Annotated in this window: 23 protein-coding genes and 1 other RNA gene; 7 read left to right on the plus strand and 17 right to left on the minus strand. The window is 32.5% G+C overall.

The window, feature by feature from the left end; all coding sequences use genetic code 11:
• Positions 1 to 2: 2 nt before the first annotated feature.
• Entirely contained in the window at positions 3 to 1,397 is a 1,395-nt protein-coding gene (locus CXF54_RS09285) for an anthranilate synthase component I family protein (protein WP_101203336.1), read from the minus strand.
• Positions 1,398 to 1,765: 368 nt separating this feature from the next.
• Here CXF54_RS09285 and CXF54_RS09290 point away from each other — a divergent pair, with 368 nt between their 5' ends.
• Together CXF54_RS09290 and CXF54_RS09295 are read left to right on the plus strand one after the other, a co-directional pair.
• On the plus strand, positions 1,766 to 2,074 hold the full coding sequence (locus tag CXF54_RS09290) for a rhodanese-like domain-containing protein (protein ID WP_101203337.1): 309 nt from the start codon (positions 1,766 to 1,768) through the stop codon (positions 2,072 to 2,074).
• A 9-nt stretch (positions 2,075 to 2,083) separates the two neighbouring features.
• Positions 2,084 to 2,476, plus strand: a complete 393-nt coding sequence (locus CXF54_RS09295; protein ID WP_090841430.1) for a rhodanese-like domain-containing protein — start codon at positions 2,084 to 2,086, stop codon at positions 2,474 to 2,476.
• A 54-nt stretch (positions 2,477 to 2,530) separates the two neighbouring features.
• On the opposite strand, the gene CXF54_RS09300 is transcribed toward CXF54_RS09295, so the two are convergent.
• From CXF54_RS09300 to CXF54_RS09320, 5 genes are all read right to left on the minus strand, one after another.
• Positions 2,531 to 3,508, minus strand: a complete 978-nt coding sequence (locus tag CXF54_RS09300) for a type I phosphomannose isomerase catalytic subunit (protein WP_090841427.1) — start codon at positions 3,506 to 3,508, stop codon at positions 2,531 to 2,533.
• 2 nt (positions 3,509 to 3,510) lie between these two features.
• Positions 3,511 to 4,644 carry a glycerate kinase gene (locus CXF54_RS09305; protein WP_101203338.1) on the minus strand — a complete coding sequence of 378 codons (1,134 nt, stop codon included), beginning with the start codon at positions 4,642 to 4,644 and terminating at the stop codon, positions 3,511 to 3,513.
• A gap of 9 nt (positions 4,645 to 4,653) precedes the next feature.
• Positions 4,654 to 6,261 (minus strand): sodium:solute symporter, encoded by a 1,608-nt coding sequence (locus tag CXF54_RS09310; protein ID WP_090841423.1) that lies wholly within the window; start codon positions 6,259 to 6,261, stop codon positions 4,654 to 4,656.
• A gap of 22 nt (positions 6,262 to 6,283) precedes the next feature.
• On the minus strand, positions 6,284 to 7,594 hold the full coding sequence (locus tag CXF54_RS09315; RefSeq protein ID WP_101203339.1) for an MGH1-like glycoside hydrolase domain-containing protein: 1,311 nt from the start codon (positions 7,592 to 7,594) through the stop codon (positions 6,284 to 6,286).
• A gap of 94 nt (positions 7,595 to 7,688) precedes the next feature.
• Positions 7,689 to 10,355, minus strand: coding sequence for a TonB-dependent receptor domain-containing protein (locus tag CXF54_RS09320; protein ID WP_101203340.1), 2,667 nt, complete (start codon positions 10,353 to 10,355; stop codon positions 7,689 to 7,691).
• Between the two features lie 118 nt (positions 10,356 to 10,473).
• Between CXF54_RS09320 and CXF54_RS09325 the strand changes: the two genes are divergently transcribed.
• Positions 10,474 to 11,496 carry a LacI family DNA-binding transcriptional regulator gene (locus tag CXF54_RS09325; protein WP_101203341.1) on the plus strand — a complete coding sequence of 341 codons (1,023 nt, stop codon included), beginning with the start codon at positions 10,474 to 10,476 and terminating at the stop codon, positions 11,494 to 11,496.
• Positions 11,497 to 11,530: 34 nt separating this feature from the next.
• On the opposite strand, the gene ssrA is transcribed toward CXF54_RS09325, so the two are convergent.
• Positions 11,531 to 11,925: a transfer-messenger RNA gene (ssrA, locus tag CXF54_RS09330) on the minus strand.
• Positions 11,926 to 12,025: 100 nt separating this feature from the next.
• Here ssrA and CXF54_RS09335 point away from each other — a divergent pair.
• Both CXF54_RS09335 and CXF54_RS09340 read left to right on the plus strand, forming a co-directional pair.
• Entirely contained in the window at positions 12,026 to 13,231 is a 1,206-nt protein-coding gene (locus CXF54_RS09335; RefSeq protein WP_101203342.1) for an NAD(P)-dependent oxidoreductase, read from the plus strand.
• A gap of 65 nt (positions 13,232 to 13,296) precedes the next feature.
• Positions 13,297 to 15,693, plus strand: a complete 2,397-nt coding sequence (locus tag CXF54_RS09340) for a hypothetical protein (protein WP_157823425.1) — start codon at positions 13,297 to 13,299, stop codon at positions 15,691 to 15,693.
• Between the two features lie 34 nt (positions 15,694 to 15,727).
• On the opposite strand, the gene CXF54_RS09345 is transcribed toward CXF54_RS09340, so the two are convergent.
• Genes CXF54_RS09345 through CXF54_RS09380 form a run of 8 tightly spaced genes read right to left on the minus strand, consistent with a single transcriptional unit; the run spans position 15,728 to position 20,632 of the window.
• Positions 15,728 to 16,399, minus strand: coding sequence for a DUF1361 domain-containing protein (locus tag CXF54_RS09345; protein WP_101203344.1), 672 nt, complete (start codon positions 16,397 to 16,399; stop codon positions 15,728 to 15,730).
• Positions 16,386 to 16,769 carry a DUF2809 domain-containing protein gene (locus CXF54_RS09350; RefSeq protein ID WP_101203345.1) on the minus strand — a complete coding sequence of 128 codons (384 nt, stop codon included), beginning with the start codon at positions 16,767 to 16,769 and terminating at the stop codon, positions 16,386 to 16,388. Before CXF54_RS09350 ends, CXF54_RS09345 begins: the two co-directional genes overlap by 14 nt.
• Positions 16,770 to 17,402, minus strand: coding sequence for a vancomycin high temperature exclusion protein (locus CXF54_RS09355; RefSeq protein WP_101203346.1), 633 nt, complete (start codon positions 17,400 to 17,402; stop codon positions 16,770 to 16,772).
• Positions 17,403 to 17,404: 2 nt separating this feature from the next.
• Positions 17,405 to 17,878, minus strand: coding sequence for a hypothetical protein (locus CXF54_RS09360; RefSeq protein WP_101203347.1), 474 nt, complete (start codon positions 17,876 to 17,878; stop codon positions 17,405 to 17,407).
• Positions 17,879 to 17,885: 7 nt separating this feature from the next.
• Positions 17,886 to 18,248, minus strand: coding sequence for a hypothetical protein (locus CXF54_RS09365; RefSeq protein WP_101203348.1), 363 nt, complete (start codon positions 18,246 to 18,248; stop codon positions 17,886 to 17,888).
• A 2-nt stretch (positions 18,249 to 18,250) separates the two neighbouring features.
• Positions 18,251 to 19,642, minus strand: coding sequence for a DUF4153 domain-containing protein (locus CXF54_RS09370; RefSeq protein ID WP_101203349.1), 1,392 nt, complete (start codon positions 19,640 to 19,642; stop codon positions 18,251 to 18,253).
• A gap of 54 nt (positions 19,643 to 19,696) precedes the next feature.
• Positions 19,697 to 19,990, minus strand: coding sequence for a winged helix-turn-helix domain-containing protein (locus CXF54_RS09375; protein WP_090841399.1), 294 nt, complete (start codon positions 19,988 to 19,990; stop codon positions 19,697 to 19,699).
• Positions 19,991 to 20,020: 30 nt separating this feature from the next.
• Positions 20,021 to 20,632, minus strand: a complete 612-nt coding sequence (locus CXF54_RS09380) for a hypothetical protein (RefSeq protein ID WP_101203350.1) — start codon at positions 20,630 to 20,632, stop codon at positions 20,021 to 20,023.
• A gap of 147 nt (positions 20,633 to 20,779) precedes the next feature.
• Between CXF54_RS09380 and CXF54_RS09385 the strand changes: the two genes are divergently transcribed.
• Together CXF54_RS09385 and CXF54_RS09390 are read left to right on the plus strand one after the other, a co-directional pair.
• Positions 20,780 to 21,154 carry a hypothetical protein gene (locus CXF54_RS09385; protein ID WP_101203351.1) on the plus strand — a complete coding sequence of 125 codons (375 nt, stop codon included), beginning with the start codon at positions 20,780 to 20,782 and terminating at the stop codon, positions 21,152 to 21,154.
• Between the two features lie 6 nt (positions 21,155 to 21,160).
• Positions 21,161 to 21,508 (plus strand): DUF1801 domain-containing protein, encoded by a 348-nt coding sequence (locus CXF54_RS09390; RefSeq protein ID WP_101203352.1) that lies wholly within the window; start codon positions 21,161 to 21,163, stop codon positions 21,506 to 21,508.
• Here the strand turns inward: CXF54_RS09390 and CXF54_RS09395 are convergent, their stop codons facing one another.
• Together CXF54_RS09395 and kdsA are read right to left on the minus strand one after the other, a co-directional pair.
• Positions 21,509 to 22,369, minus strand: coding sequence for a hypothetical protein (locus CXF54_RS09395; RefSeq protein WP_101203353.1), 861 nt, complete (start codon positions 22,367 to 22,369; stop codon positions 21,509 to 21,511). It lies immediately after the preceding gene.
• Between the two features lie 26 nt (positions 22,370 to 22,395).
• Positions 22,396 to 23,214 (minus strand): 3-deoxy-8-phosphooctulonate synthase, encoded by an 819-nt coding sequence (kdsA, locus tag CXF54_RS09400; RefSeq protein ID WP_090841388.1) that lies wholly within the window; start codon positions 23,212 to 23,214, stop codon positions 22,396 to 22,398.
• Between the last annotated feature and the right edge of the window lie 15 nt (positions 23,215 to 23,229).

Consider the following 23,229-nt stretch of genomic DNA (forward strand, 5'->3'; position numbering starts at 1 on the left):
TATTAAATATCTTCTGCTAATTGAATGGCAGTTGTTAAAGCACCAAGTTTGTTATACACTTCTTGAAGCTCGCTTTCTGGATTTGATTTTGAAACCAATCCTGCACCTGCTTGCCAATGTAATTGATGATTTTTACTCATAAACGTCCTGATCATAATGGCATGGTTATAATTACCATCAAAATCCATAAAACCAATAGCGCCACCATAAAAACCACGACTTGTTTTTTCGTATTTTTCTATTAGCTGCATGGCTTTATGTTTTGGAGCACCACTTAATGTTCCTGCAGGAAACGTGTCTGCAACCACTTGCATAGTCGGTGTATCTTTATGTACCTTTCCTGTAACTTTACTAACTAAGTGAATTACATGTGAGAAAAATTGGGCTTCTCTATATGTCACAACTTTTACTTCGCTACCATGTCTACTTAGATCATTTCTTGCTAAGTCTACTAACATTACATGTTCTGCGTTTTCTTTAGCATCCTGTGCTAGTTTTTTTGCTAGTATTTGATCTTCTTCGTCGTTTCCTGTTCTTTTAAATGTTCCTGCTATTGGGTGGATTTCGGCTTGACCGTTATTAACCACTAATTGTGCTTCTGGAGAACTTCCAAATATTTTAAAATCGCCGTAATCAAAATAGAAAAGGTATGGCGACGGGTTGACACTACGTAGGGCACGATACACATTAAACTCGTCTCCTTTAAAAGTTTGAGAGAATTTTTTAGATAATACTAATTGAAACACATCACCTCTTGCACAGTGTTGTTTTGCTAATTCTACTTGTGCTTTATATTCGTCATCGGTTAGATTAGATTCTATTTCAGAATTTGTTTCAAACTTATAAGAGGCAAAGTTTTTAGAGCTAATTAGTTGTAACACTTCGTCTATATTATTTTCTGTTTCAAAACAGTGCGCAAAAATATAGGCTTCGTTTTTAAAATGGTTTATGGCAATTATATTTTGATACACTGCGTAATAGACATCAGGTATTTCTAACGAATTTGGTTTTTTAGAAATCTGGACATCTTCAAAATGTTTTACAGCATCATAAGCCGTATAACCAAAAATACCATTGTTTATAAATTTAAAATCTTCGTCAGATTTAACTTTAAAACGTTTGGTGAATTTATGAATCATTTCGGTTACGTTACGCACCTTGTTTTTCATTTCACTACCATCAGGAAATGTCTGTGTAATTGCCGTATCATCTACTTTAATAGAGGCAATTGGGTTAAAACAGATATAAGAAAAACTATTGTCGTTGGCATGATAATCACTACTTTCTAACAAAATACTATTAGGATATTTATCTCTAATTTTTAAGTAGATACTTACCGGAGTAATAGTGTCTGCTAGTATTTTTTTATAATGTGTGTATAAACTGAATGTTTTCATTTTTTGGTTGAATTTATTTCAGTACCTCTTACTTAAGAGATAGTATTAATTTGTTGTTTGTTTCTGAAGCTAATTCAGAAAATAAAAAAAAGGCTTGTCGTGAATGACAAGCCTTTTTGTATAGTTATTTAAATAATACGTATAGGTTAGTTCACGAAGTTTGAGTTTCGAGAGTTCCACCACCAAGTATGATTTAATATTGTGTTCATAATTATTGTAAAGTTCAAAGATATAAATCAAATTTTAGTTTTTCAAATTTTTTAGCTTCAAATTATGCAATTAAGGAGTGAAAATGTAACATTTCGGATTTTTTCACGTCTATATACTAAAGAAACGTTAATTTTGTAGAAAATTAAGAGTACAAGAAAATGGCAGATTTATTACAATCAGACTGGGTAGCCCAATTAGAAAAAGATGACAATGCAGTAATCCTAGATGTTAGAACGGAAGGAGAGGTTGCAGATGGTAAAATACCAAACACATTACATATTGATATATATAAAGGACAAGGTTTTGTGGATGATTTACAAAAACTAGATAAGTCAAAGAATTATTATGTGTATTGTAGATCAGGAGGACGTAGTGCTCAAGCTTGTGCGGTTATGAATCAACTAGGCTTTGAAAATGCATACAACCTTATGGGAGGTTTTAATGAGTGGAATGGTGAAGTGGAATAATATTTATTTATGAAAAAAGTATCGATAATTTTAAGCTTTTTAGTTTTGTTAGTGTTTAGCTGTACAGAGCAAGTAGAGGGTGAGATAAAAGTGGTGTCTCCAGAAGAGATGCAAACATTATTACAATTAGATAATGTGCAATTAGTAGATGTAAGAACGTCTAAAGAATACAAGTCAGGTTACATTGCGTTAGCGCAAAATATAGATTTTATGTCACCTACGTTTGATATAGATATTCAGACATTGGATAAGGCAAAACCGGTATTGTTATACTGTCAGAAAGGCGGAAGAAGCGCTAAGTGTGCAGAAAAGATGATAGATTTAGGTTTTAAAAAGATTTATGATATGCAAGGCGGCTTCTCTAAATGGGAACATGAAGGACTGCCCTACAAGAAAAAATAACAAATAAAAAAATCCCAATCTGAAAAGGTTGGGATTTTTTTTGGTTTAATAATATTATAAATAGACTTCAATTAATTTGGTGTAATTAGCTTGCAATACAACCGTACTTATGCAAGCAGGGATAATAATTGTCTGCCCCATTTTTAATGTGTATTCTACTGCGTCTTTTGGAATGGTTATAGTTACTTCGCCATCAACACACATATAAATTGTAAACGAATCTTTAGTTGTTAGATCTCTAGTTAGTTCAGTATCTAATTCAATTATGTTTGTTTTAAAATATTCTGAATTTACTAATTTACAAGGTGTATTACGGACCTGTTTATAATCCGTCTTGTACTTGTCATAACAATTGTAATCTATTGCGTCTAAAGCTAAATTGGTGTGTAGCTCTCTTTTTTGTCCCGTTTTTTTGTCAACTCTATCATAATCATAAATACGATAGGTGATATTTGAGGTTTGTTGGATTTCGGCAAGTAAAACACCTGCTCCAATAGCATGAACACGCCCTGTGGGTATGTAAAATGTGTCGCCCGAAGTGACTTTTTCAACATTTAAAATGTCTTTCAGCTTGTTATTTTCAAGGGTGTTTAGATACTCCTCTTTATTTATTTTTTTGTTAAAACCTAAAATTAATTCAGCATTTTTTTCAGCTTGCATAACATACCACATTTCGTTTTTACCAAAAGCATTATGTCGTTGTTTTGCTAATTGGTTGTTAGGGTGTACTTGTATGGATAAAGGTGTTTTAGCATCAATAAATTTTATTAGCAAAGGAAAGTCGTTGCCAAAAGCATCATACACTTTCTGTCCTACAAAATCACCTTTAAACGTATTGATTATTTCTTTTAATTTTTGTCCTTTAAGGTATCCATTATTTACAACTGTTTCGCTGTCTTTAATGTCAGAAATCTCCCAAGATTCGCCTATGCTTTCTTGGGAGTAACTTTTGTTTAATACCGTTTTTAGTTTGTCGCCTCCCCAAATACGGTAACTAAAAACTGGGGTGAAAGTTAAGGGATATAGTTTCATTTTTATGCTAATTGTTGAATATGATTAACAAAGTTTTTTGTGATTTTTTTTAGGTGAATTGGTGCGTTTTTCATAGCATCGTCTAGATTTTTAGCTTCGTTTATTATTTCTGAAACATATGAAATTCCCATTTTATTCAAGACATTACTATCAATATCAATTGTGCCACAAAAAGCTGCTACTTTAATGTTTTTAACTAATGAAACATCTAAAATACCTTGAATGGTTTTGCCTGATAGCGTTTGACTGTCTAACTTGCCTTCTCCAGTAATAATCCAATCTGCATCTATAATTTGTGTTTCAAAATTGGAGAGTTGTTTAATTAGTTTATTCCCGCTTTGTAAGTGTCCTTTTAAAAATATTTTTGAAGCAATACCCATACCTCCAGCTGCTCCCGAACCAGGAATACTCTGAGGGTCTATATTAAAGATTAAACTTATAAGTTTTGAAAAATCTTTAAGTCCTTTGTTTAATAACAAAACATCTTTATGTGTAGCTCCTTTTTGTGGACCATAGACATAGGCTGCCCCATTTTTTCCGTACAAAGGATTGGTGACATCGCAAGCAATTTTAAAGTCTACTTCAAATATTTTGGGTTCTACTTTTGAAAGATCTATTGCTTTTATTGCGGATAAATTGGCTCCGATAGGATGTACTGCGTCATTGTTTTTATCTAAAAATCTATAGCCTAAAGCTGTGGCCATACCTATTCCGCAGTCGTTAGTGGCACTTCCTCCAATGCCTAGTATTATTTTAGTTGCGCCTTTATTTATAGCATCCAAAATAAGCTCTCCGGTACCATAGGTAGAAGTGTTTTTGCAATCAAATTGTGTTTTTTCTAGTAGTTTTAATCCGGAAGCTTCAGCCATTTCAATAAAGGCTGTTTTAGTTTTAATGGCATATACATAACTAGCATTTACAGCTGTAAAAAAAGGATTGCTAACCTTGGCATTAATTGTTTTTCCTTTTAAATAATAGTTTACTATATCAATTGTGCCATCACCTCCATCTGCTAATGGTAATTTAACAACAGTAGCGTTAGGTAAGTCTGCTTTTATTTGTTTTTCAACAATAGAACAAAACTCTAAACTGGTTAGCGAATTTTTAAACTTGTCTGGAGCAATTACAATTTTCATAAAGCTATTTTATTTTAGGATATCACCTATGTAAATGGCAAACAACACAATTACAATAAAGTATGATAATAATATAATGACTTCCTTTTTACCTGCTTTATAGACTTCAATATCTAACCCTGGTTTAGTTTCTTTTTTAATAACATAGCTTACAATTAAAGCTATAATAATAGTAACTAAGCACCCAATTGCATTCCACCAAAACCAAAATATACTAGGTACATATAACCATAGGTACATATTAAATAATACACCTATAATAATACCTATGTTAGCACCCAAAGCGTGTGTTTTTTTAGTAAGTATAGCTAATATAAAAGCAGCTAAAATTGGACCATAAAAAATAGAACTTATTTTGTTAATAACCTCTATAACGGTTCCCTCTATGCTTCCAGCAAAAAACGCAAAAAACAAACATACTAATCCCCAGAATACAGATAATAAACGCGAGTATTGTACGTATTTTTTGTCTGGCATATTAGGCTTAAATCGCTTAATAAAATCTTCTAAAGTTACTGCGGATAATGAATTTACTGTGCTACTTAAAGAGGACATCGCAGCGGACATTATTGCGACTATTAAAATCCCGATTACACCATTTGGTAAATATTTAATAATAAAAACAGGTACCATTAAGTCCGCTTTTTTACCTTCTAAACTTGTTATATTGGATTGGTAAACCGTATCTAATAGCTCTTGGAAACCGGGGTCTTGAAGTAATAATGTTCCTAAAATTAATCCCATTATACAATAGGTTAACGTAATAGGAAATCTAAACAATCCATTAGCTAGTAGTAATTTTTTAATGGTAGGTAATCCTTTGGCAGATAGCAGTCTTTGTGATTGTGTTTGATCTGTCCCATAATAAGAAGCATATAAAAAGAAACCACCAATTACCATTGGCCAAAAGCCAAATTCGTCATTTTTATCGGCATTATTAAATCCCCACTTAGAAAAATCTACAGCTGTTAATCTGTCTTTATCAACTAAGTTTATAAAATTATCATAACCACCTAGTTCGCTTAAACCATAAAACAGACAAATAATGATTCCAAAAAACAGAATAATCATTTGTATGACATCTCCCCAAATTACAGCCTTCATTCCGCCTTGAAAGGAGTATACCATGGTTATAACACCAATAATTAATATCGAAATCCAAAACTCTATACCAATGGTAGCTTGTAAAATAAGTGCCATAGTATATACCATAACACCTGTTGCTACAGAACGACTAATTTGAAAAACAAAACTTATAAGTAACCGTGAAGAGGCATCAAAACGACGTTCTAAATATTCGTAAACACTTACAATACCAGAATTATATAAGGTCGGAATTATTGCAATTAATAAAAAAGCCATGGCTAATGGTACACCAAATTCATAAGTTAACCATTGCAGTCCTCCACCTTCTTTTAGACCAACAAATGCAGGCGCAGATATAAAACTAATGGCAGAAAGTTGAGTTGCCATAGTTGATAAGCTTAGTGGGAACCATCCCATTGACTGACCTCCAAGAAAGTAATCTTTAGAGTTTTTGTTTTCTTTAAAGAAGTAACCTATACCTAAAAATCCGATTAAATATAATATTATAATAATGTAGTCTATATAATTCATGTGGTTAAAGCTAGTGGGTTATTTACTCATTTAATAAATCTATAAATAATGCAGCACTCCATGAAAAATTATGACCTCCATAACCTGCTTTACCATTTTTGTGTTCTTCTTTTCTAGAATCAAAATACTCATAAAACCCATTGTTTTCAATAATATCAATGGTGTCTTGTTTTATTCTTTTAGCTATGTCATAAAAACCATATTGTTTTAAGCCATAATATAACATCCAATTTAAATTGACCCAAACAGGACCTCTCCAATATTTTTTAGGATTAAATCTATCGCTAGTCGGGTCAAATGATGCACATAGATATTGATCTGGATTACCAAATTTTTCCATCATAATATCCACCATTTTTTCTGCTCTAGCTTCACTTGGTAAGTTAGCAAAAAGTGGAGCAAATGAAGAAGATGATATATGTCTTAATAGTTTTTCGTTTCTTAAATCATAATGTACATAAACACCTAGTTCTTCATCATAGAGTTTATTATTAAAGGATTTTGTCCCTTTGTCTTGCCATTTTTGAAGTTGGTGTATCTTATCGTTATTATTTTTATTTCCAATAATACGATAGAGATCTATTAGACTTTGATTAGATTTTAATAAAACCGCATTAAATAGAGGGTCTTGAACTAAAAAAGGGGAAAGTTCTGCTATTTTTTGATCATTATAATTGTTTTGTTTTGCAATTTCTATGATATGTAAATAATGATCGTATTCTCTTTTTGAGGGTCTTTCTGATGCATCAACATGTGTTGTGTCTCTTCTTTCAAAAGAATATTCTGGAGGATTCATGGTGTCCCAAATGTCGTCCCAAATAGGAGAGTTGTCTGTCCCAGATTCCCAATTGTGGTATATGTAAACTAAACCTTCATCTTGTGGGTCACGTTGGTTGTAAAAATATTCGTGATTTTGATACACTTTATCAATTACCGTCTCTATAAATTTTAAGGTTGCATCTCGATCCTTACTAATTCGATATAAATCTTCTAAAACAAATCCTGTTACAGGTGGTTGTGTCATACCTGTAGATTTATATTTTTTTGAAGATTCTGGATGTAAGTCTGAACGATGAAAATCTGGTCCAGGAAAATAAGTATCAGAGTCTGTATGAAAAATAATATGTGGTATAAAACCATTACTCCATTGTGCGTCAAGTAAAGTTTCTATTTCTTTTTCAGCTTTAGGCATATCAAAATGAGCAAAACCTATGGCTATTAATCCAGAGTCCCAAAACCATTGAAAAGGGTATAACTTGGCACACGGAATACTAAATTTATCTTTCCAGTTATTATTTAAAACCGTAATAGCGTCTTGTTGTAAATCTTTCATATTAGATTAATCTTGTTTTTGGTGTTTAATAACACCTCATCACTTTACTTAGCTTAAAAGTGATGAGGTGTTAGACTAATTAAATAATTATAAATTAAAAGTTGAATGTGGCTGTTAAGAACAGACGTCTAGGTAGGATTGGACGTCCAACAAAAAACTCACCATCTGACGACTGACCAGCAATACCTGCTCTTGGGTTTCCTTCTGTAATACCAGAACTATCAAATAAATTAAAGACAGACAGTCCAAAACGTAAAGAAGTGTCCTCATTGGTTTGTATTGTATAACCAGCACCTAATCTAGCAATTGTTATAGCGTCTAGCTCAACATTATTAGTATCGTCAGTAAACTTTTTACCTGTATGGTTTACAGAAAAACTAGCATCAATTTTTTTGTTATCATAGTTAAGGCCTAAGTTTCCTAAAATTTTTGGTTGTCTAGCTATTTCATTTCCTTCGTTAATAGTACTTACTGTACCGTTAATTAAATCTTCGGTTTGATTTGTTGTTATTTCGTGATTTTGGTATGTTAAAGTTGCAGAAAGATTTAAATGATCTGTAAACTTATATCTACCTGTAGCCTCTAAACCTAATGTTTTTGTTGATTGTTCACTTCTAGCTTGATCTACTAATTGACCACCAGAAATAGCTTGATCAATACGTATACGATCACTTAAACCTACATAATACGCTGCGACAGATCCCGAAAATTTATCTGTTCCAAATTTAGCGCCTATTTCTCCTTGTATTATTGTTTCAGCTTCATAGTTTGTATCTCTAATACCTGGTGTTGGTCCAAATCCACGTTGTTGTGGAAAAAAGTAACCTTTAGAAAAGTTAGCGTATAAGTTAGTGGCATCAGTAAGTTTGTATAATCCGGCTAATGATAATGCCCAATCTGTATCTTTAATTTCTCCGGTTGTAAACGTACCATCTGCGAATCTTACATTTTGTAAATCACTAGTTAGTTCTGCATTTTCATATACCTGAGATTCTTCAATACCACCTCTTCGGTAAGTACCGTTAGTCGACTCTATACGTAAACCAACATCAAAACGCCATTTGTCAAAGACCATTTCATCTGTAATATAAAAAGCCGTTCTGCTTTGCGTTAAAAAATTATTAGCTGTCATACCTATTCTATTATACAAGCCACCTTGAGAGTATATAACATTGTCACCACCAGCGTTAGTGTAATTTAGGTTTACTAACTGCGGATTGTTGTTAAACTCAGAAAGGACTCTGTATTGGTAGTTTACATCTTCTGCTTCAGTTCTAGCTAAAAAAGTACCAGCAGTATAAGTGTGTATACCATCATCAGATTTTAATATAAAACTAGCTTCTCCAGAATAATCTGTCATTGGTCTTAAACGATCTACATGCAGGTTTTCTACTACTAAGTCAGTCCCGTTTATTTGGTTTCCAGAGCCACCTTGGTAAGTTGCGCTAAAGTCTGTATTGTTTGGTGCTATTGCAGCAACATAATCGTTAATTGTAATTGGGTTACCATAATTACCACTTCCTCCAACGTATAGTGCAAAATTGTGTTGGTAATTAGCATACTTAACTTTAGATTTAAATTTTAGATTATCATTTAAATTGTAATTAAAATCAGCTAAAACATAACCACCTTTAGTGTAAACACCATCTTCAATTGGACTTTCATATACACCACCTGGTGTTAAAAAAGAGGTGTTTGCTAGTTCTCCTGATAATAGTTGACTAACTTCTTCACCATCATTACCATTTAGTCTCTCTCGAGAACTTCCATCTAGTGGTAACGGTAGGTAAAATTGTGCTCTATCATTTATATATTGACCATGAATTGTAAAAGATCCATTGTCAAATTTTTGTTTAATATTTGCTCTAAATTGTGCTCCTCTTGTTGCTAAACCAGTATCAATTGGCCCGTCATCTTTTCTTACAAAACCTGTAAAAGCATAATAGGTATTAGAGTCTTCTCCACCAAGTTTACCACCGGTATAAAAATCTGTTTTAAGTCTACCATCATTACCCCATTCTACATTTATAATATTCTCATCATTAGAATCTCCAGTTTTACTGGTGTAGTTAATGATACCTGCAACAGATCCTGCGCCATATAGCACAGCCGATCCACCTCGTACAAATTCTACACCTTTAAATCCAATATCAGGTCTGGCGTAAACATCGTGCGCTGATGAGTTTAGTCCAAACGTGCTCATTAATGGCATACCATCGTACTGTAAAGGGTTAAATACATATTGTCCTCCAGAAGGTAGTCCTCTAACAAAAAGGTTAGTCGCGGTTTCTCCACCACCACCTTCGGCAGTTATACCAGGTACATCTCTTAAAATATCTGCTTGACTATTGGCAGATAATCTTGTAATTTCTTTAATACCTTTACTACTTATTGATAAAGGCGCTTGTTTTTGGGATCTAAAAGTAGAGGATGCTGTAAGAACAATTTCGTCTAGATTATTACCTTCTTGTAAAACAATATTAATTGTAATTGGAGTTCCATTTAAATCTACGTCTTGTGTAAACGTAGCATAACCAATATAAGATACTTGTAATTGTCTAGTACCTGTAAGGTCAGATACTGTAAAGTTGAAATTTCCATCAAAGTCGGAAGAAGCTCCAACGTTTGAGTTAGTTATTAAAATGTTAGCATTTGGTACGGGTAATCCAGTATTGTCTTTTATAGTTCCAGAAATCTCTGTTTGTGCAAACATCGAAAAACAACATATTAAAGCTAATAAGGAGGTTGATAGTTTTTTCATTTTATTAAGAATTAGTTAATATATTGCTAATATAAATACAGAATAATCAGTTTTGTATATAAAATTGTATCATATTTGCATGCAAACGTTTGCGGTAACGTTTGTAATTTTATTTTAAATGAAAAAAGAAGTCACAACACTTAAAAAACTTGCTCAAACGCTAAGTTTATCTATATCAACTGTTTCTAGAGCTTTAAATGATCACCCTGATATAAGCAATGATACTAAAGATAAGGTACAGAAGCTTGCTGCAAAGTTAAATTATGTACCTAATATCTTTGCAAAAGGGTTTAGAAAGCATCGGTCTAATATTATTGGTGTGATTGTACCTAATATTACACATTATTTTACAACAACAATTGTAAGAGGTATAATGGAAGAGGCGGAAAGTAAAGGATACAGAGTAATTATATCCGAGTCTAATAACGATGTAGAAAAACAAAAAGAAATGTTTAATACCATGATACAATTTGGGGTGGATGGTATTTTAGCGTCTTTAACAAAGCGAACTAGAGATGTGGAGCATGTTTTAGCAACATTAAATAATATTCCTGTTGTGTTGTTTGATAAGGTTTCTAATAAAATACCGTGTACACAAATTACTATTAATGATGAGGAGGCAGCTTATAATATTGTTGAACATTTAATAAATATTGGTAAAAAACGAATAGCGATAATTAAGGAAGGTGAATATTCTTATAATTCGGAAAAACGGTATTCGGGATATTTAAAAGCTTTAAAAGATTATAATTTAGAGGTTGATCCTAAAATGGTTATTACAGTTGAAGATATTTCTTTGCTGGAAGGTAAGCGGATGACTAATATATTACTAAGCTCTAAAATAAGACCTGATGCCATTTTTGCTATAACCGATGGTGCGGCTATTGGAGTTATTCAAACACTTATTAAGTTTAATGTCAGAATCCCAGAAGAAATAGCAGTTGTTGGATTTAGTAATTCGGTTAATTCAACAATTATCCAACCTAAATTAACTACAGTAGATCAGCCAGGTGAAAAAATTGGACGTACAGCAGTTAAATATTTAATTAACGAAATAAATTCGCCGGAAGACAATCTGACTAGTAAAATGGTTGAGATTAAAAGTAATATTGTTATTCGAGAATCATCTTTTAAGTCATAAAAAAAAGCTGTAAATATTTAATTTACAGCTTTTTAAGTGGAGTCGGAGAGAATCGAACTCTCGTCCAAACAAGTAACCAAAAGGCTTTCTACACGTTTATTCTTTTCTTAGGTTTTCGATTGTAAGCTGGTTAAAGACAACCCACTTACAACTTATCTTTTTTAGTTTCAGCAAAGCATCAAAGCGCTACTAAGCCTATATTGACATTTTCGATGCCTCAAATGGAACGCTGTCAATCAAAGCTTTCCGGAGACATAAAGCTCGTACACCTTGTGTACCGAGGCTTAATCCTACTATAATTCGGATTAGGCAGCTAAAGCGTAGTTATTCTCGCCGATTAAAAAGTTGATCAAGGGTTTTACGAGTACAAAATCATTACTCGACGTGCTTACAATCTAATTAATCTCGCTGTCAAAACCAGTCGACCCCATTTTAATTAAAAATAATAAGAATGCAAAGTTACCAAAAAGTTTGTATAACCATGCATTTACACTTAATTTAGTGCAAACTTTATACCAAATAAAACAAAATGAAATTCGCAATTATAAAAGAGCGTAAAAACCCACCAGATAGACGTGTGGTTTTTTCTCCAAAAGACTTAAAGCAACTTAAAACTAATTTCCCTGAAGCTGAGTTAGTTGTGGAAGCTTCAGATATTAGAGTGTTCAAGGATGCCGATTATCAGCAAGAAGGATTTCAGGTATCAGATACTATCTCTGATGCAGATGTGATGTTTGGTGTAAAAGAAGTGCCACTTGATGCACTTATACCCAATAAAAAATACTTTTTCTTTAGTCATACTATTAAAAAGCAACCTTACAATAGAAAACTTTTAAAAGCAATTCTAGATAAGAATATAGAAATGTATGATCACGAAACAATTGTTAAGCAAAGTGGAGCAAGGTTAATTGGTTTTGGGCGTTATGCAGGACTTGTAGGTGCTTATAATGGTTTTAGAGCATTAGGATTACGCGATAATTTATTTGAATTGCCTAAAGTTGAGAATTTAAAGGATTTAGATGAGGTTAAAAGTGAGCTTGATAAAATTACGCTACCAAATATTAAAATTTTACTATCAGGAACAGGAAAAGTTGCAAAAGGTGCTAAAGAGATTTTAGACCATTTAAAAATAAAGGAAGTTAGTGATGCATTATATTTAACATCAGAATTTACAGAGCCTGTGTACTGTATGGTTGATGTTATGGAATATAGTAAGCGTAAAGATGGAAAAGTTGGAGATAAATGGGCGTTTTATAAAGATGCATCAGGTTACGAAAGTAATTTTATGCCGTATGCTAAACAAACAGACTTTTTTATAGCAGGTCACTTTTTTGGAGATGGAGCACCGTATTTATTTACCAGAGAAGATGCTAAGGACCCTGAGTTTAGAATAAATTTAGTCGCAGATATATCTTGTGATATTGATGGGCCTGTAGCAACTACAATTAGACCGTCGACTATTGCAGATCCTTTTTATGGTTACAATGCTAAAACTGAAAAAGAAGTTGCTTTTAATGCTAAAGACGCTATTACCGTAATGGCAGTAGATAATTTACCTTGTGAGTTACCAAAGGATGCCAGTGAAGGTTTTGGAGATATGTTTTTAAAACATGTCATTCCTGCATTTTTTAATGGTGATGCGGATGGTGTTTTAAAACGTGCAAAGATTACTGAAAATGGTAAATTAACAAAGCGTTTTAGTTATTTGCAAAACTATGTCGATGGTAAGGAGTAATTTAATGACTAGGACTTTTAAGTCTTAAGATGTTATACTTATGTAATAATTACAATATTAAAAAGATGAAAAAAATAAATTTGATACTTTCGGTAGTAGCCCTATTATTGATTTTTTCTTGCGAAAAAGATAATAATATACCCCTTAATCAACAGCAGGTAGATGGTTTAACTAGTAATCCGTTTTTAGATAATTTCGGAGACAATACAACAGCACGTTTTATTGGTACGGTAGTTAATGAGGAAGGTGGTCCTATTTCTGGAGTTACTATTACCATTGGATCCACTATGGCTATTACTGATACCAATGGTGTGTTTTCTGTAGAGGAAGCTGTCGTGTATGAGCAGTTTGCTTACGTAAAAGCTAGTAAAATTGGTTTTATAGATGGATCAAGAGCGTTAGTCCCAACAGATGGTGTTAATCAAGTTTCTATAATGTTATTGGATTCAGAGCCAATAGCAACAGTAGCTTCTGGACAACCATTAACATTTGATTTACCTGGCGGTGTCTCTGTTGATTTACCTGGGACGTATCAAACTAAGTTTGGATTTGAATACCAAGGTGATGTGTCTGTGGTTATAAAACATTTAAACCCTGATAATCAAAACATGGCTTTACAAATGCCAGGAGCATTAATTGCTGAAAATGAAAGCGGCGATTTACGTGTTTTAGAAACCTACGGAATGATAGCAGTAGAGTTAATTGGTCAAAATGGAGAAGATTTAACTATCGGAGAAGATTCGGTAGCTTTAATTAGTGTTCCAGTGCCCACAAACGCTACTAATCCGCCTGCAACAATACCATTATGGTATTTTGATGAGGTTTATGGGTATTGGAAGGAAGAAGGTTTTGCTGAGTTAGTAGGAAACAAATATGTTGGAGAGGTCTCTCATTTTAGTTTCTGGAATTGTGACGCGCCTTTTGCTGCAGTACCATTTTGTGTGACTTTACAAGATACTGATGGTAATCCGTTGCCTAATAATTATGTGCAATTACAGCGCAGTACCTCGGGTTGGTATTCCTCTACTAGCGGTTATACAAATCAAAATGGATTAGTTTGTGGTTTGATTCCTGCGGATGAAATGTTAACGCTAACTATTCAGAATTTTGGTTGTGTAGGAAATAATTTTACTGAAAACATTGGGCCTTTTTCTGAAGACGCAAATATCACTATTACTGTTGGTAGTGGACCTACAACTAATTTAATAGGAATATTTAACGATTGTAATGGAGTTGCAGCAGTAAACGGATATGTGCAATTGTTTTATAATAGCGCCTATTCCATAGTACCAATAACAAATGGACAGTTGGATGTTGCAATTGATTATTGTAGTACAGATACTGCATTTTCTGCTCAGTTTTTTGATTTAGAAAGTGGCCAAAGTACGGATGCGGTTACTGGTAATTTTACTATAGGAATAACGGATTTAGGTACGGAAATGTCTTGTACAGATCTATCAGATAGTGATGCAGATGGCGTTTTTGATGTAAATGAAGACCTTAATGGAAATAATAATCTTGATGATGATGATACAGATCAAGATGGAACACCAGATTATTTAGATACAGATGATGATGGTGATGGAATAGATACAATAGATGAAGATTATAATAATGATGGAAATCCAATGAATGAAGATAGTGATGGAGATATGATTCCTGATTATTTAGACGCACAGGATGTTATTGTTTATAATTCTGAAATTTGGGCTTTAAATTGTGATGCTGATAGTGCACAATATAATTTAACGGATACTTACGGTGTGGTATACCCGAACACGGTCTTTAGTTATTTTGAAACACAAGCTGATGCGGAGGCTTCCACTAACGCTATAATAAATACTAGTATTTATACTAATTCTAACCTGCTTAATGAGGTCTTTGTGGTAGCAACAAATACTATTAGTAATCAGTCGGCAATAGGCCAATTACTTTTATTGGGACTAGAGTTTATGGATAGTGATCAAGATGGTATTGCAGATTGTGATGAGGTCTCTGGTTTAGATAATGGTTTTGGAACGTGCAGTCCTAATGGGAATATAACGGACCCTAATAATGCGGATAGTGATGGTGATGGCTTTGATGATTGCGTCGAAGCACAACAAGGAACAGATCCAAATGATGCCTCTGATTATCCAATGGCTCCAAATGTGACATTAGATGATTTTACAATTATAGAAGGTAATACTGGTTTTGGTAATGTGTCTTTAAGTAGTCCTGCAATAGATGATATAGTTTTAGAATACAGTGTTATTGGAGGTAGCGCAAGCTTTAGTGATTATGTGGGTAATTTCTTTACCGTTACCATCCAACAAGGTGAGGTTGCAGGTGTTTTAGATGTAGAAATTTTTGACGATGCTTTAGTAGAAGGTGTTGAAACAATGATAATATATCCTTCAGTATTACTTGGTTCAGTAGGTTCTATAAACTTTGCGACAATAACGATACAGGATAACGATTAAATTTTTAAGATATTTTTGTAAAAGAGACTCTGTTTTAGAGTCTCTTTTTGTTTTCAATTGTAGTGGTTTTAACTGCATAATAAAATACACCTAAAAACAAACCAAAGCAAATTGTAAAAAACCATGCAGCACTATGTGTTCTGGGGTGTGTTAGTATTTCTGAAATGGTAGTTATTATGGTCCAAGGTTTATTAATAATTTCCCAAGAATTAAACCTTAAAAAACGACCTAAATAAACACCAAAACCTACTAGTATAAATAATACAGGTAGCATAAAAGCAACGACTCTTTTTTCGACGTAAGTCTTAATAATAGACTCCATTGATAATACTGATTTATAAAAAAGGATTAGACCAGTTATTGCAAACATAATAATTATTAAAGTGTCTAACCAAACTAGATGTGCACTGCTATAACGTAGATGAAATAAATCCGTAATTATGTATGGCGCATTAGGCAGAAAGACTAACCAAACACTACCAATAATTAAAAGAGACAGTGTGTTTATATGCTTTAAAGTTTTTAAATAACTAGTAATAGCATATGGAATTCCTGCAAGGAAAAGATTCCACACTAAAAATAAAAAGTAGTGAGATTGTGTTAGTTTTATTCTAAATAGAAGCAGTAAAATACTAAATGCAGATAGTAATATTAGTACTGAAATAGTTTTTGTTTCAGCAGCGATAAATTGTCTAATGGTTTTCATTTGAAATGTAGGTTATATCTATAAAATAGATGGTTATGATGCCTAAAGCGTAAGCGATTAAATCTTCAATACTAAAATGACTTCCAAGGATTATAGAGGCTATTTTGTTTGCTCTTAAATTTAAAAGATCAAGTAGGTTAAACAGTTGTGCAAATTCTACTGTAAAAGAAATAATTAAAGCAGTTAGTGCTACCCGCACAGCTTTTGTACTACAACAGCTCCTTATGGCGCAATACACTAAAATAGAAGCAAGGACGTCTCCAACAGTATAGCGTACAAAACCATCTTTTAAAAAGTAGGCAATAGCAATTTCGGTTATTAGTAATACCACTGTTAAGACAGTAAATAGCGGGTTGAGTTTTAGTGTCATTTACAGTTTTATTTTTGGTCCTAAAAATTTAGGTTGTTTATTAATTACAACGTCTATAATAGCTTTTGTTCGAGCTAGATATTCTCTAATTTTTGTTTTAAATCCATAGCGCCCTTTAATAGCTTTGGCGTTAAAGGCTATGACATTTAAGTTGTTGTTTTCTGCAAGGTAAATGGCACGTTGGTTATGAAATTGTTGCGATATAATTGTAAAACTGTCTAGTCCAAATATCTTTTTTGCTCTTACTACGGAGTCTAATGTTCTAAAACCAGCATAGTCCAATATTATTTTATCTTCAGGAACACTTAGATCTATTAAGTCTTGCTTAAATGTAGAAGGCTCATCATAATCAACGGTACTATTATCGCCACTTATTAAAAGGTATTCAATCTTTTTGTTTTGATATAGTAAAAAGGCAGCCTCTAGACGGTATTTGTAGTATAAATTAACATGATTACCACTGCCAACATATTTACCTGCCCCTAACACTAAACCTACTCTGTTTTTAGGGATATTCTCAATGGAGTTATATAGTTTTCCTTTGGCATTATAGTTTATATGATAATTGGCTAGTAAAATAGCAAGGATTAATATAACCCCTAATTTAATACCACGTTTGATTAGTTTTTTCATGTTTAGTAGTTTAAATTAACAAATATGGAACCGCGTAAAGTACTTATCGATATATTAAGTAATCCTTTGTAGTCTAAGTTGTAAAACATATTGGCGCTTTTTCCAATACGATATGATTTGAGATAATATTTCCAGTATTCTGGCAAAATAATAGTGCCAATTGTAATAACGCCAAAGAGGTAAATACTGCGTTTTCCATTACCATAGCAGAGGTATTGTAATGCAATTTCGTCTTCTTCGTTACTATTGTATCCGGTTATTACATGGTATGCGTCGTGACGTTCTACTTTAGGGATTAATTCAAAGCCATTACTGTCTAAAAACAATCCTAAATGATAGCCAAAAGTGCTAGGACTGTATTCTAGTAATTGTTCTTTTTTTATATTCCAAGGTGTGTTGGTTTTAAAGTAGGTCGTGTAAATATGTTGTGTGACTTTAAAAAGCCAAGCTATTAATTGTTTACGTTGTTTTTGCATAGATTTATTATTTTGAAAACCATAACCACGATTGGCTTGTTGTTATAAATGCTGAGGTTAAAAAGGACAGTAAAAAAGGATCGAATTGTGTTGCGGTAAGTAGTATTATCGAAACACTAAAAAGGACCATTGCGTAATACGGAAAGTATCTTTTGAATGTTTTTTTTCTAGCTAATTTTGTTTTTCCTCCTATTACAAAAATTGGGTAAATGGTAGCTGATATTGTTATTAAACTACATAAAAATATAGGTAATAATGAAATCCCTATAAAGAAGAAAGCGCTACTTAAGGTAATTTGATTTAGATTGAGTAACCAAAAGATAATAGTCGCTAATAGAGCACTTTTTGCTGTGTTATCTATAAAATTCATTACTATTTAGATTTAGACATATTAGTAAAGTTTTCTAAACTGTATGCTTGCCAATCTCTATTTAGTAGTTCTTGATTATGTTTGTCCCATTTTTTATTAATGCGTGTAGTTGTGTGGTTAGATAATCTGTGCTGTAAAGCATGTTTTTGAAGTAGTTTAGAGTTGTTTCCTTTTAGACTAATTAAATAGTTTAGATCCAAAACTTTAACGTTATTAATATTATATTTTGTTATCGAATAATCCCAGTTTACGGTAGCAGACATTATGCAAATAGCAAAAGCGACTTGAGTATTTATTCTGAATAAATACCATAGGTTTTTGATCTTAAATACTTTTATAAACGTGGTAATCAAGCCTGAAAAAGTTAAAAGTAAATAAGCAAATACACCAAGACGTTTATAGGTAAATCCAAAAGCAGAGACGTATTGGTAGTTTTTTATGGAAATCAAAACAATCAGTATAATGTTTAATCCTATCCATAAAAAAGAGAGCTGTTTAGTGGTTTTGTTTTTTTTGTAAAAATTAAGATCGCCTCTAAAAAAGAATAAAATAGTAAGTATGGCTATTATAATGGAAGCTATTAATGCATTAATCCCATTATGGACTTGAGTGGACAGGTGGTTTGCAGTATCTACTATGTTAGTTAATAAATAGGTTGCATCCGTGATAATATAAAATATAATAAGCACATTAAGAAAAGCCAGTAGAGTAGTCCCTAATTGGTTATCTTTTTTATTTTTTTCTTCGGAAGTATTCTCACTCTCAATTAATAAGTTGGAGGTGTTACTATCTAAAGTTGTAGCAGGCTCTACAGTGACAGGTTGATTAATGTTATTAAATAGGAAGTACCCCAATACAGTAAGTAGTATCCATTGCATATTGATGAAGTCGAAATTAATTTCGGTAATTAAATCTTCAAATATTGGGTTTCCATTTTTATAAAGTAACATGAAGATGATAACAAATACTAACGGAATGCCAATCAGTTTTATCCAATGTATAATGTCAATATCTTTTTTTGTCGTAGACACTTCAGTAGTTTTTGGAGCATCAAATCTACGTTGGAAGTAACCTGCAATCACAGAGTATAATCCGTTAATCCATTGGACATAAATTGCGTTTTTGTTGGAAGAGACTGAACCTACTAAGGTGAAAAATGAAAACAGGTTAACAAATACAGACAAAGCAGAGCCATGTATAAATACTAGAACGGCAGTTACTAAATAAATAGTTGCATAGATTATAGTCCTCTGATTCTTAAACTTTGATTTGTTGTGCCACCATAAAAGGCCAATACTGATTATGGAAAACAGACTTAGGTTTAAACCAATTTGTTGTTGGTGAAAAAGTGTGCTAAAACATAGCGCGGCGATAATTAAGGTTAGGTGCTTCATAATAGTTATTTAAAAGTACTTTGTTTTTCAAAGTAGATTGATAAAAAAATAGTGTTATTGTTTTTTAATTAATTTTTCAAGTGCGTTAATATGCTTTTTAAATTCGGCTTGACCTAATTTAGTAACACTGTAACGTGTATTTGGTTTACGATCTATAAATTGTTTTTCTACTGTAATATATTCTGCTTTTTCTAATGCTTTACTGTGACTTGCTAGGTTTCCGTCTGTGGCACCAAGCAATTCTTTTAGTGTTTTAAAATCAGCATATTCATTAACCATCAAAACAGACATGATACCAAGTCTTATCCTGTGGTCAAATACTTTATTGATGTTAGTTATTATGCTCATGCTTTGTTTCCGCTTTAGCGAAAGTATTATTTATTTTTTAACATCATATTTAAAATGCATATAAGTCCCATAAATTATATGCATAATACCAAAACCAATAACCCAAAGCCAGAATCCGTATCCAGGATATAAGGTTGCGATAAGACCTAATATAATTTCTGTAAAGCCTAAATACTTGATATCACCTATGCTATACTTTGAAGCGCTAACTAATGCTAATCCATAAAAAATAAGCATTAAGCCTCCGGTTTGTCCGTAGCGTCCTTGGCTAAGTATTATTAAAATATATAAACCACCTGCCACTAACGGAATTAGAAAATTAAATAGTAACCGTTTTGAAGAACCGTCCCATATACTTTCTCCATTTTGTTTTGCTTTTTTTGTAGTTAAATAAATTCCGGTAACCACACTTAAAAAAGCAACCATAAATAGGATAAAAAAGACGTATCTAAAAACCCAACCATCTAAAGTTAATGTTCCGTAGCTATAAGTTGTGACTAAATAGTAGGTTAGAGCTGCGCCAATTAAAGCATAGATACCTGCTAATATACCTGACAAACCACTTAATGATATAAACCTTGAAGACTTATTCATTAAATTTTTAATCGTGCTAATGTCTTTTAAATAATCTTTGTCGCTCATGGTAAAAGTACTTTGAATTACAAAGTAACCGTAAATCGTTTAAATATGCAAGTTAAAAGTTTCTTAATATTCATTTTAACATTTAGGGGGAAGTGCTATTTATTTTTCATAGATTTATAATCTAACTATTTAAAAACAAAAATTATTATGGCATTGACAAGTTTATTTTTAGACATTGCAAACATCTCAGGAGGTTTATTATTAGGATTAGCGACTTTAGATAAATGGGATGGAGAAGCTAACTTTTTTAATAAAATTGCTGGTGTATTAGCGCCTTTTCAAACAGTAATTGGAGGTGCATTATTGGTGTTACCAATATTAGGAATATTTTCAGGAGGATTTAGTATCTACGGATTAGTAAGTATTGTTGGAGGTTTATTGTTACTAACGCACGTATTTGGAAAAGTACCAGCTTTGGAAGAAACATTAAGAAAAGTATCAAGCAAGCTTATGCCTTTTAAAGCTATTATAGGTATTGCTTTATTAGCAATTGGCGTATTAAGTTTATTACATATATTATAATAACAATTGAATCCTGCTGAAGATTATATCTTAAAGCAACCAGAACCTTACCGTTCTATTTTGCTGCATTTGCAGGTCATTGTTGAGCATACTATTAGTATTGCAGAATTAAAGAACAAGTGGGGCCTTCCGTTTTATTATATAAACGGAAAGCCCTTTTGTTATTTTAATGCGAGTCATAAAGGACAATTCGTAGATATTGCTTTTGTAAAAGGCAATCAAATTAATGTCTTTAAATCGCATCACGTTACTGAGAAACGAAAAAAAATGATGTCTTTAAGATATCAGTCTTTTGAAGAGGTCAATGATGCTGTTATAATAGCAGTATTGCAAGAGGCGTATAGTTTGTATTGATTATAACCTAAAGCGACCACCAAAAGAGATAACACGTTGTAAAAACCAAAAATGCTGTGATGCACTCTCATTAGCATTGCTTGTTGTTCTAATATCTGGCATGTTTATATAACCACCTTTTAAGTCTACTTGAATAAAAAAGTATTTATAAAACGTAAGGTTCAGACCAACATTTAAGTGGGTTCCGTAACCTGCTAAATGAAACTCGTCATAGCGATCTTTTGCTAATAAAGTAGTATTTGTTTTAGGATATAAAGCTCCAGCACCAAAACCTTCAGTTACATTTAATTGAAAGATATCTGTATTGTTGATTTTAAATAAAGACGAAATATCATCAAATCTATTCAATTCTAAATACACATAGTTTAATCCGTTTGTATGTTCAAATTTTAAAAAATCTTCTGATAAAAAATAGGGGTCACCATTAAATTCTTGATTATAAATACTACCGTCTTCGTCAGCAGGTAAATCAATATATCCTGTCACGGTTCTAGTTCTGTTTCTGTTCATGACATACTTCATGTGATCTACTCCAAGCGCAACATTATACTTGTCAGAAATAAAATATCCAGCCTTAAAATTAGTCTGTGGTATGGTCATCCTAGTTGGGTTGATATAATCTATATGCCAACCTTTTGGTTTGTCTTTTGCAGTAACATCTTGTATGGTAAAGTCGTAGCCTTCACCTTCAAATCTAATATCAGATTTAGAAAAGGTTTCTCTGTTTCCTCCCCAGCTTACATAAAATTTTCCCTTGTTGTGTGCAGTATATTTTTCGGTATTGGTGTCTTGGGCTATTGTAGATATTGAAAATAGGGTAAGACATAACAATGCTAATGTGTTTAGCGTTTTGTTTTTCATTGTAAAATAATAATTTTTGTATGTATTTAAAAAGTAGTGACTAGTTTTCTAATAGCCGTTAAGTTGCTTAATAGCGCTTCTAAGTTATCTAAATGTAGCATATTTGCGCCATCACTTTTAGCATTAGCAGGGTCAAAATGTGTTTCTATAAACAAACCGTCAACGTTATTTACAATTCCTGCGCGTGCAATAGTTTCGATCATATCTGGACGTCCACCTGTTACACCTGCACTTTGATTTGGTTGTTGTAAAGAGTGCGTTACATCTAATACCGTTGGTGCGTACTGACGCATCGTTGGAATACCTCTAAAGTCTACAATCATATCTTGGTAGCCAAACATAGTTCCACGATCCGTAATCCAAGCCTTATCACTTCCAGCATCTTTAACTTTTTGTACCGCATGCTTCATAGCTTCAGGACTCATAAATTGCCCTTTTTTAAGGTTGACTACTTTACCTGTTTTGGCAGCAGCAACAACAAGATCTGTTTGGCGAACTAAAAAAGCAGGAATTTGTAATACATCAACATACTGCGCAGCTTTTGCAGCATCACTTACTTCATGGATATCAGTAACGGTTGGGACATCAAATTTTTCAGAAACTTTAGCTAAAATTTCTAAAGCCTTTTCGTCTCCAATACCCGTAAAACTATCAATTCTACTACGGTTAGCTTTTTTAAAACTTCCTTTAAAAATATAAGGAATTTCAAGTTTGTTAGTAATAGTTAAAACTTTTTCGGCAATTCTAAACGCCATATCTTCTCCTTCAATAGCACAAGGCCCACAAAGCAAAAAGAAATTGTTACTGTCTGTATGTTTTATTTTAGGAATATCTTGAAGTATCATAATTGTAATAATTTA

The organism is Olleya sp. 1-3 (genome assembly GCF_002836085.1).
Taxonomy (GTDB): domain Bacteria; phylum Bacteroidota; class Bacteroidia; order Flavobacteriales; family Flavobacteriaceae; genus Olleya; species Olleya namhaensis.

What these genes read in the sequence shown, in the direction of transcription:
- CXF54_RS09285 (WP_101203336.1), bottom strand. Translation starts at nt 1,397, where the DNA reads ATGAAAACATTCAGTTTATACACACATTATAAAAAAATACTAGCAGAC.
- CXF54_RS09290 (WP_101203337.1), top strand. Translation starts at nt 1,766, where the DNA reads ATGGCAGATTTATTACAATCAGACTGGGTAGCCCAATTAGAAAAAGAT.
- CXF54_RS09295 (WP_090841430.1), top strand. Translation starts at nt 2,084, where the DNA reads ATGAAAAAAGTATCGATAATTTTAAGCTTTTTAGTTTTGTTAGTGTTT.
- CXF54_RS09300 (WP_090841427.1), bottom strand. Translation starts at nt 3,508, where the DNA reads ATGAAACTATATCCCTTAACTTTCACCCCAGTTTTTAGTTACCGTATT.
- CXF54_RS09305 (WP_101203338.1), bottom strand. Translation starts at nt 4,644, where the DNA reads ATGAAAATTGTAATTGCTCCAGACAAGTTTAAAAATTCGCTAACCAGT.
- CXF54_RS09310 (WP_090841423.1), bottom strand. Translation starts at nt 6,261, where the DNA reads ATGAATTATATAGACTACATTATTATAATATTATATTTAATCGGATTT.
- CXF54_RS09315 (WP_101203339.1), bottom strand. Translation starts at nt 7,594, where the DNA reads ATGAAAGATTTACAACAAGACGCTATTACGGTTTTAAATAATAACTGG.
- CXF54_RS09320 (WP_101203340.1), bottom strand. Translation starts at nt 10,355, where the DNA reads ATGAAAAAACTATCAACCTCCTTATTAGCTTTAATATGTTGTTTTTCG.
- CXF54_RS09325 (WP_101203341.1), top strand. Translation starts at nt 10,474, where the DNA reads ATGAAAAAAGAAGTCACAACACTTAAAAAACTTGCTCAAACGCTAAGT.
- CXF54_RS09335 (WP_101203342.1), top strand. Translation starts at nt 12,026, where the DNA reads ATGAAATTCGCAATTATAAAAGAGCGTAAAAACCCACCAGATAGACGT.
- CXF54_RS09340 (WP_157823425.1), top strand. Translation starts at nt 13,297, where the DNA reads ATGAAAAAAATAAATTTGATACTTTCGGTAGTAGCCCTATTATTGATT.
- CXF54_RS09345 (WP_101203344.1), bottom strand. Translation starts at nt 16,399, where the DNA reads ATGAAAACCATTAGACAATTTATCGCTGCTGAAACAAAAACTATTTCA.
- CXF54_RS09350 (WP_101203345.1), bottom strand. Translation starts at nt 16,769, where the DNA reads ATGACACTAAAACTCAACCCGCTATTTACTGTCTTAACAGTGGTATTA.
- CXF54_RS09355 (WP_101203346.1), bottom strand. Translation starts at nt 17,402, where the DNA reads ATGAAAAAACTAATCAAACGTGGTATTAAATTAGGGGTTATATTAATC.
- CXF54_RS09360 (WP_101203347.1), bottom strand. Translation starts at nt 17,878, where the DNA reads ATGCAAAAACAACGTAAACAATTAATAGCTTGGCTTTTTAAAGTCACA.
- CXF54_RS09365 (WP_101203348.1), bottom strand. Translation starts at nt 18,248, where the DNA reads ATGAATTTTATAGATAACACAGCAAAAAGTGCTCTATTAGCGACTATT.
- CXF54_RS09370 (WP_101203349.1), bottom strand. Translation starts at nt 19,642, where the DNA reads ATGAAGCACCTAACCTTAATTATCGCCGCGCTATGTTTTAGCACACTT.
- CXF54_RS09375 (WP_090841399.1), bottom strand. Translation starts at nt 19,990, where the DNA reads ATGAGCATAATAACTAACATCAATAAAGTATTTGACCACAGGATAAGA.
- CXF54_RS09380 (WP_101203350.1), bottom strand. Translation starts at nt 20,632, where the DNA reads ATGAGCGACAAAGATTATTTAAAAGACATTAGCACGATTAAAAATTTA.
- CXF54_RS09385 (WP_101203351.1), top strand. Translation starts at nt 20,780, where the DNA reads ATGGCATTGACAAGTTTATTTTTAGACATTGCAAACATCTCAGGAGGT.
- CXF54_RS09395 (WP_101203353.1), bottom strand. Translation starts at nt 22,369, where the DNA reads ATGAAAAACAAAACGCTAAACACATTAGCATTGTTATGTCTTACCCTA.
- kdsA (WP_090841388.1), bottom strand. Translation starts at nt 23,214, where the DNA reads ATGATACTTCAAGATATTCCTAAAATAAAACATACAGACAGTAACAAT.